Origin of the sequence: Pseudonocardia terrae (genome assembly GCF_021343995.1) — a bacterium.
GTDB lineage: Bacteria > Actinomycetota > Actinomycetes > Mycobacteriales > Pseudonocardiaceae > Pseudonocardia > Pseudonocardia terrae.
Genome location: NZ_JAJTTE010000117.1, coordinates 1 through 5,234, shown reverse-complemented (window position 1 = coordinate 5,234; position 5,234 = coordinate 1). Strand labels below are relative to the sequence as shown.

The window sequence follows — 5,234 nt, the reverse complement described above, 5'->3', positions numbered from 1 at the left end:
AACCGACCGCCAGACCGGGCGACCGCCACGCGAAAGACACCAGCCACCTAGGGTCAGGCTGCTCCCTCGCGCCGGGCGTGAGGGTCCGTGAGTTCCCTCGCGCCCACACGACCGGGAGGACGGATGGACCAGCGGATCCTGGGGTCGACGCGGCGGGCGCTGCACGCGGTGGCGGAGTCGGTGATCGCGGGCCCGCAGTACCGGACCGCCGGCACCATCCGGCTCAAGGTGACACCGGGCGGATTCGGCGGCACCCTCTCCAGCCTGCGGGTGGAGAGGGTGCCGAGCTGGTCTGGCGGGGCGGGCGCGCGCCGCTCGCCGGGACGTGCCGGCAGCTCGCCGAGGCGGCGGGTGTGCAGGTCGGGCCGCCCGAGGGGCTCTACGCCGACGGCTCGGACGTCGGCCCGGACGAGCCGTTCGCCCTCGACCCGGTCGCGGCGGAACACCTGGCGGACTGGTTCGCGCGCGGCGACGCCGCGCTTCGGGCCCTCGGTGAGCCGGTGCTCTGGCCCGAGCACTTCGACCTGGCCGTGCCGCTCGACGGCGTGAACTACGGCGTCTCCCCCGGCGACGCCGCCCACCCGGCCCCGTACGCCTACGTCGGCCCCTGGGAACCCCGGCGCGGGGAGTTCTGGAACGCGTCGTTCGGCGCGGTGCGTCCGGCGGACGAGCTGCCGGACGTCGCCGCTCTGCTCGCGTTCCTGCGGGAGGGCCGGGCCGCCGCGGAACGGGACCCGCTCGCGACGGCCTGAGACGTCGCCCCAGCCCTGCGACGTCGCCTCAGCCCTGCGACGTCGGCTCAGCTCTGCCGGACGATGTCCGCGAAGAGCGCGTGCACCCGGCCGTCGCCGGTGAGCTCGGGGTGGAAGGCGGTCGCGATGACCGCGCCCTGCCGCACCGCGACCGGGCGCCCCGCGGCGGCGCCCGGGTCCTCGCCGGCGCTGGTGACGGGCGGGACCGCGGCGAGCACCTCGACGTCGTCGCCGGTCTTCTCGACCCACGGCGCCCGGATGAACACGGCCCGGACCGGGCCGCCCTCGACGCCGGTGACGGCGAGGTCGGTCTCGAAGGAGTCGACCTGGCGGCCGAAGGCGTTGCGGCGCACCACGACGTCGAGCCCGCCGAGCTGCTTCTGGTCCGGCCGGCCGTCGAGCACCTCGCCGGCGAGCAGGATCATGCCGGCGCAGGAGCCGTAGGCGGGCATGCCGTCGGCGATGCGGTCGCGCAGCGGGTCGAGCAGTTCGAAGACCTCGAGCAGCCGGCTCATCGTGGTCGACTCGCCGCCCGGGATCACCAGCCCGTCGACGGCGGCCAGCTCGGCCGGGCGGCGGACCGGCACGGCCTTCGCGCCGGTCGCCTCGAGGGCGGCGGCGTGTTCGCGGACGTCGCCCTGGAGGGCCAGGACGCCGATCGTCGGGACGGCTCCGGTCACTGCTCGATCACCACGTCTACCAGGGTAGACGGTGATGCGGCCCACCCGCCGGTCACTGGCCGGCGGCGACCTCGCCCGCCCGCGCGGCCTCCTGCGCGGCGTGCCGGACGGCCTCGGCGACCGCGGGGGCCACCGCCGGGTCGAACACGCTCGGCACGATGAAGCTGGCGTTGGGCTCGGCCACCACGTCGGCGATCGCCGCCGCGGCCGCGAGCAGCATGCGGTCGGTGATGTCGTGGGCCTGCGCGTCGAGCAGTCCGCGGAACACCCCCGGGAAGGCCAGCACGTTGTTGATCTGGTTCGGGTAGTCCGAACGCCCGGTCGCGACGACGGCGGCGTGGTGCATCGCCACCGACGGGTCGATCTCCGGGTCGGGGTTGGCCAGCGCGAACACGACGGCGTCGTCGGCCATCGTGGCGGCCTCCTCGGCCCCGAAAAGGTTCGGCGCGGAGACCCCGATGAACACGTCCGCCCCGACCAGCGCGTCGGCCAGCGAGCCCTGCTTGCCGCGGTGGTTGGTCTGCTCGGCGATCGAGGCCAGGTTGTCGTCGAGCCCCGGCCGGTCCTTGTGGACGATCCCGTCGATGTCGACGGCGAGCACGTCGCCCGGCTTCTCCGACTGCAGCAGCCGGATGATCGCCGACCCGGCCGCGCCCACGCCGCACACCACGACGGTGCAGTCGGTGATCTTCTTGCCGACCACGCGCAGGGCGTTGCGCAGCGCTCCGAGCACGACGACCGCGGTGCCGTGCTGGTCGTCGTGGAACACCGGGATGTCGAGCATCTCGCGCAGCCGCCGCTCGATCTCGAAGCAGCGCGGCGCGGCGATGTCCTCCAGGTTGATCCCGCCGTACGCCGGGGCGATCACCTGCACGGTGCGGATGATCTCTTCGGTGTCCTGGGTGTCGAGCGCGACCGGCCAGGCGTCGACGCCGGCGAAGCGCTTGAACAGTGCCGCCTTGCCCTCCATGACCGGCATCGCCGCGGCCGCGCCGAGGTTGCCCAGCCCCAGCACCGCCGAGCCGTCGGTGACCACCGCGACCGTGTTGCGCTTGATCGTGAGCCGGCGCGCGTCCGACGGGTTGGCCGCGATCGCCTGGCAGACCCGCGCGACACCGGGGGTGTAGGCGCGGGAGAGGTCGTCGCGGTTGCGCAGCGCGACCTTCGACTGCACCTCGAGCTTGCCGCCGAGGTGGATCAGGAAGGTGCGGTCCGAGACCTTGCGGACGTGCACGCCGGGCACCGCGCCCAGGGCCTCGGTGATCTCCTCGGCGTGCTCGGAGTTCAGCGCGTTGCAGGAGATGTCGACGACGATCGTGGCCGTGCGGGCCTCGACGACGTCGAAGGCGGTCACGACCCCGCCGACGTTGCCGACCGCCACGGCCAGATCCCCGGCGGCGCTGGCGGAGGCCGGGGCCTCGATGCGGACGGTGATGGCATATCCGGGACCGGGAATGGGCACGGCCAAGGACCCTACTCGCGCCGTCCGCGTGAGCCCGCTCGCGCCGCCACCGAGTTGGGCAACCCTTGAGGCGGACCCTGTGCGCGGGGTTGTGCCCGCGCGGCGAGGGGAGTGGAATCGCTGTGACCCCCAGCACAGCGGAGTGCACCCCAGCGGAGGTGGTCGACCATGACCGTCAGATCAGACCCCAAGTCCGGCCATCGCGGAGCATCAGACGGGATCGGGGCGCCGGTCACCGATCCCGCGCTCATCCGGAACGTCGCCCTCGTCGGGCCGTCCGGGTCGGGGAAGACGACGCTGGTGGAGGCGCTCCTCGCGCACACCGGCGTGATCCCCCGACAGGGCAGCGTGCTCGACGGGACCACGGTGTGCGACCACGATCCCGCCGCCGTCCGCCAGCACCGTTCGGTCACCCTCGCCGTGGCGCCGCTGCGGCACGGCGACCTCAAGATCAACCTCATCGACACGCCCGGCTACGGGGACTTCGTCGGGGAGCTGCGCGCCGGCCTGCGGGCCGCGGACGCCGCGCTCTTCGTGGTCCCGGCCATCGCGGGCGCGGACGGCGAGGGCATCGATGCGGGGACGATCGCGCTGTGGGAGGAGTGCGCCGCCGTCGGGATGCCCCGGGCGCTGGTCGTCGCGCGGTGCGACCAGGCGCGGGCCGACGTCGAGGCGACCCAGATCGCGTGCCAGGAGGCGTTCGGTGGCGTCGCGCCGCTCTACCTCCCCATCGAGGACGGCTTGTACGGCCTGCTCAGCCAGACCCCCGAGGGCGCCGCGCCGGCCGGGGCGGAGGAGGCCCGGGCGACGCTGATCGAGGGGATCATCGAGCAGTCCGAGGACGAGACGCTCATGGACCGCTACCTCGGCGGCGAGGAGATCGACACCGCCGCCCTGATCCAGGACCTGGAGACGGCCGTCGTGCGCGGGGCCTTCCACCCCGTCGTGCCGGTCTGCGCGGCGAGCGGGGTCGGGCTCGACGCCCTGCTCGAGGTGCTGTCCCGCGGGTTCCCCTCGCCCCTCGAGCGACCGCTGCCGATGGTGTCGACGATCGACGGCGCCACGCACGACGGGCTCACGGCCGATCCGGAGGGCCCGCTCGCCGCCGAGGTGGTGCGCACCTCGGCCGACGCGTACGTCGGGCGGGTCTCGCTGGTCCGCGTGTTCTCCGGGACCCTGCGGCCGGACACGGCGGTGCACGTGAGCGGGCACGTCCCCACGCCGCGCTCGAGCCCGGAGGAGGCCGGGGAGTTCCCGGCCGGGCACGACTCGGACGACCGGCTCAGCCACCTCTACACCCCGCTCGGCTCCACGCTGCAGGAGACCGACGCCTGCGTGGCCGGCGACATCTGCGCGCTGACCAAGCTGTCCGGGGCGGAGACCGGCGACACCGTCTCCGAGGCCGAGCACCCGCTGCTGCTGCGGGCCTGGGACCTGCCGGAGCCGTTGCTGCCCATCGCGGTGGTGGCCAAGGACCGCAGCGACGAGGACGCGCTCGCGCGCACGCTCGGCAAGCTCGTCGCGGCGGACCCGGGGCTGATCCTGGAGCGCAACCCGGAGACCCATCAGACAGTGCTGTGGTGCACCGGCGAGGCGCACGCGGACGTCGTGCTGTCCCGGCTTCGCGAGGCCGGGGCGAACGTCGACACCGAGCCGGTCCGGGTGCCGATGCGGGTCACCCTCGAGCGCAAGGCGAAGGTGACGGGCCGGCACGTCAAGCAGTCCGGTGGGCACGGCCAGTACGCGATCTGCCACGTCGAGTTCGAGCCGCTCCCCCGCGGGTCCGGCTTCCAGTTCAAGTCCGCCGTGGTCGGCGGGTCCGTGCCGACGCAGTACGTCCCGAGCGTCGAGAAGGGCATCCGGGCGCAGCTCGAGCGGGGCCTCGTCGCGCCGTCGGAGGGCCCGGACGCGCCGCCGCACCCCGTCGTCGACGTCCGCGCGACGCTGGTCGACGGCAAGGCGCACAGCGTCGACTCCTCCGACGCGGCCTTCCAGACCGCGGGCGCGCTGGCGCTCCGCGAGGCCGCCGAGGCCTGCGGGGTCCAGCTGCTGGAGCAGGTCGACGAGGTCGCCGTGACGATCCTCGACGACCACCTCGGGGTCGTCCTCGGCGACCTGTCGTCGCGCCGCGGCCGGGTGCTGGGCACCGAACCGACGGGGACGGCGGGGCACACGGTGGTCCGCGCCGAGGTGCCGTCCGAGGAGCTGCTGCGCTACGCGGTGGACCTGCGGGCCATGACCTCCGGGACCGCCACGTTCACCCGGGCCTTCGCCCGGTACGGGGAGCGGTAGCTAGGGCCTGGCCGGACGCGCGGCCGTGGGGGGGGGGGGCGCGGCGGG

General features: G+C 74.5%; 4 protein-coding genes. 2 read left to right on the top strand and 2 right to left on the bottom strand.

From position 1 onward, the window contains the following. The first annotated feature begins 353 nt into the window (after window positions 1–353). On the top strand, window positions 354–752 hold the full coding sequence (locus LWC33_RS34215) for a hypothetical protein (RefSeq protein ID WP_233308860.1): 399 nt from the start codon (window positions 354–356) through the stop codon (window positions 750–752). A 47-nt stretch (window positions 753–799) separates the two neighbouring features. Here LWC33_RS34215 and pdxT read toward each other — a convergent pair whose 3' ends face one another. Both pdxT and LWC33_RS34205 read right to left on the bottom strand, forming a co-directional pair. After that, the gene (gene pdxT / locus LWC33_RS34210) at window positions 800–1,432 is read right to left on the bottom strand and encodes a pyridoxal 5'-phosphate synthase glutaminase subunit PdxT (protein WP_233308859.1); all 633 of its coding nucleotides are present in this window, start codon (window positions 1,430–1,432) and stop codon (window positions 800–802) included. A gap of 52 nt (window positions 1,433–1,484) precedes the next feature. Then, complete coding sequence (locus LWC33_RS34205) at window positions 1,485–2,894, bottom strand: NAD-dependent malic enzyme (RefSeq protein ID WP_233308858.1); 1,410 nt, start codon at window positions 2,892–2,894, stop codon at window positions 1,485–1,487. 168 nt (window positions 2,895–3,062) lie between these two features. Here LWC33_RS34205 and LWC33_RS34200 point away from each other — a divergent pair, with 168 nt between their 5' ends. Further along, on the top strand, window positions 3,063–5,186 hold the full coding sequence (locus LWC33_RS34200) for an elongation factor G-like protein EF-G2 (protein ID WP_233308857.1): 2,124 nt from the start codon (window positions 3,063–3,065) through the stop codon (window positions 5,184–5,186). Window positions 5,187–5,234 lie beyond the last annotated feature (48 nt).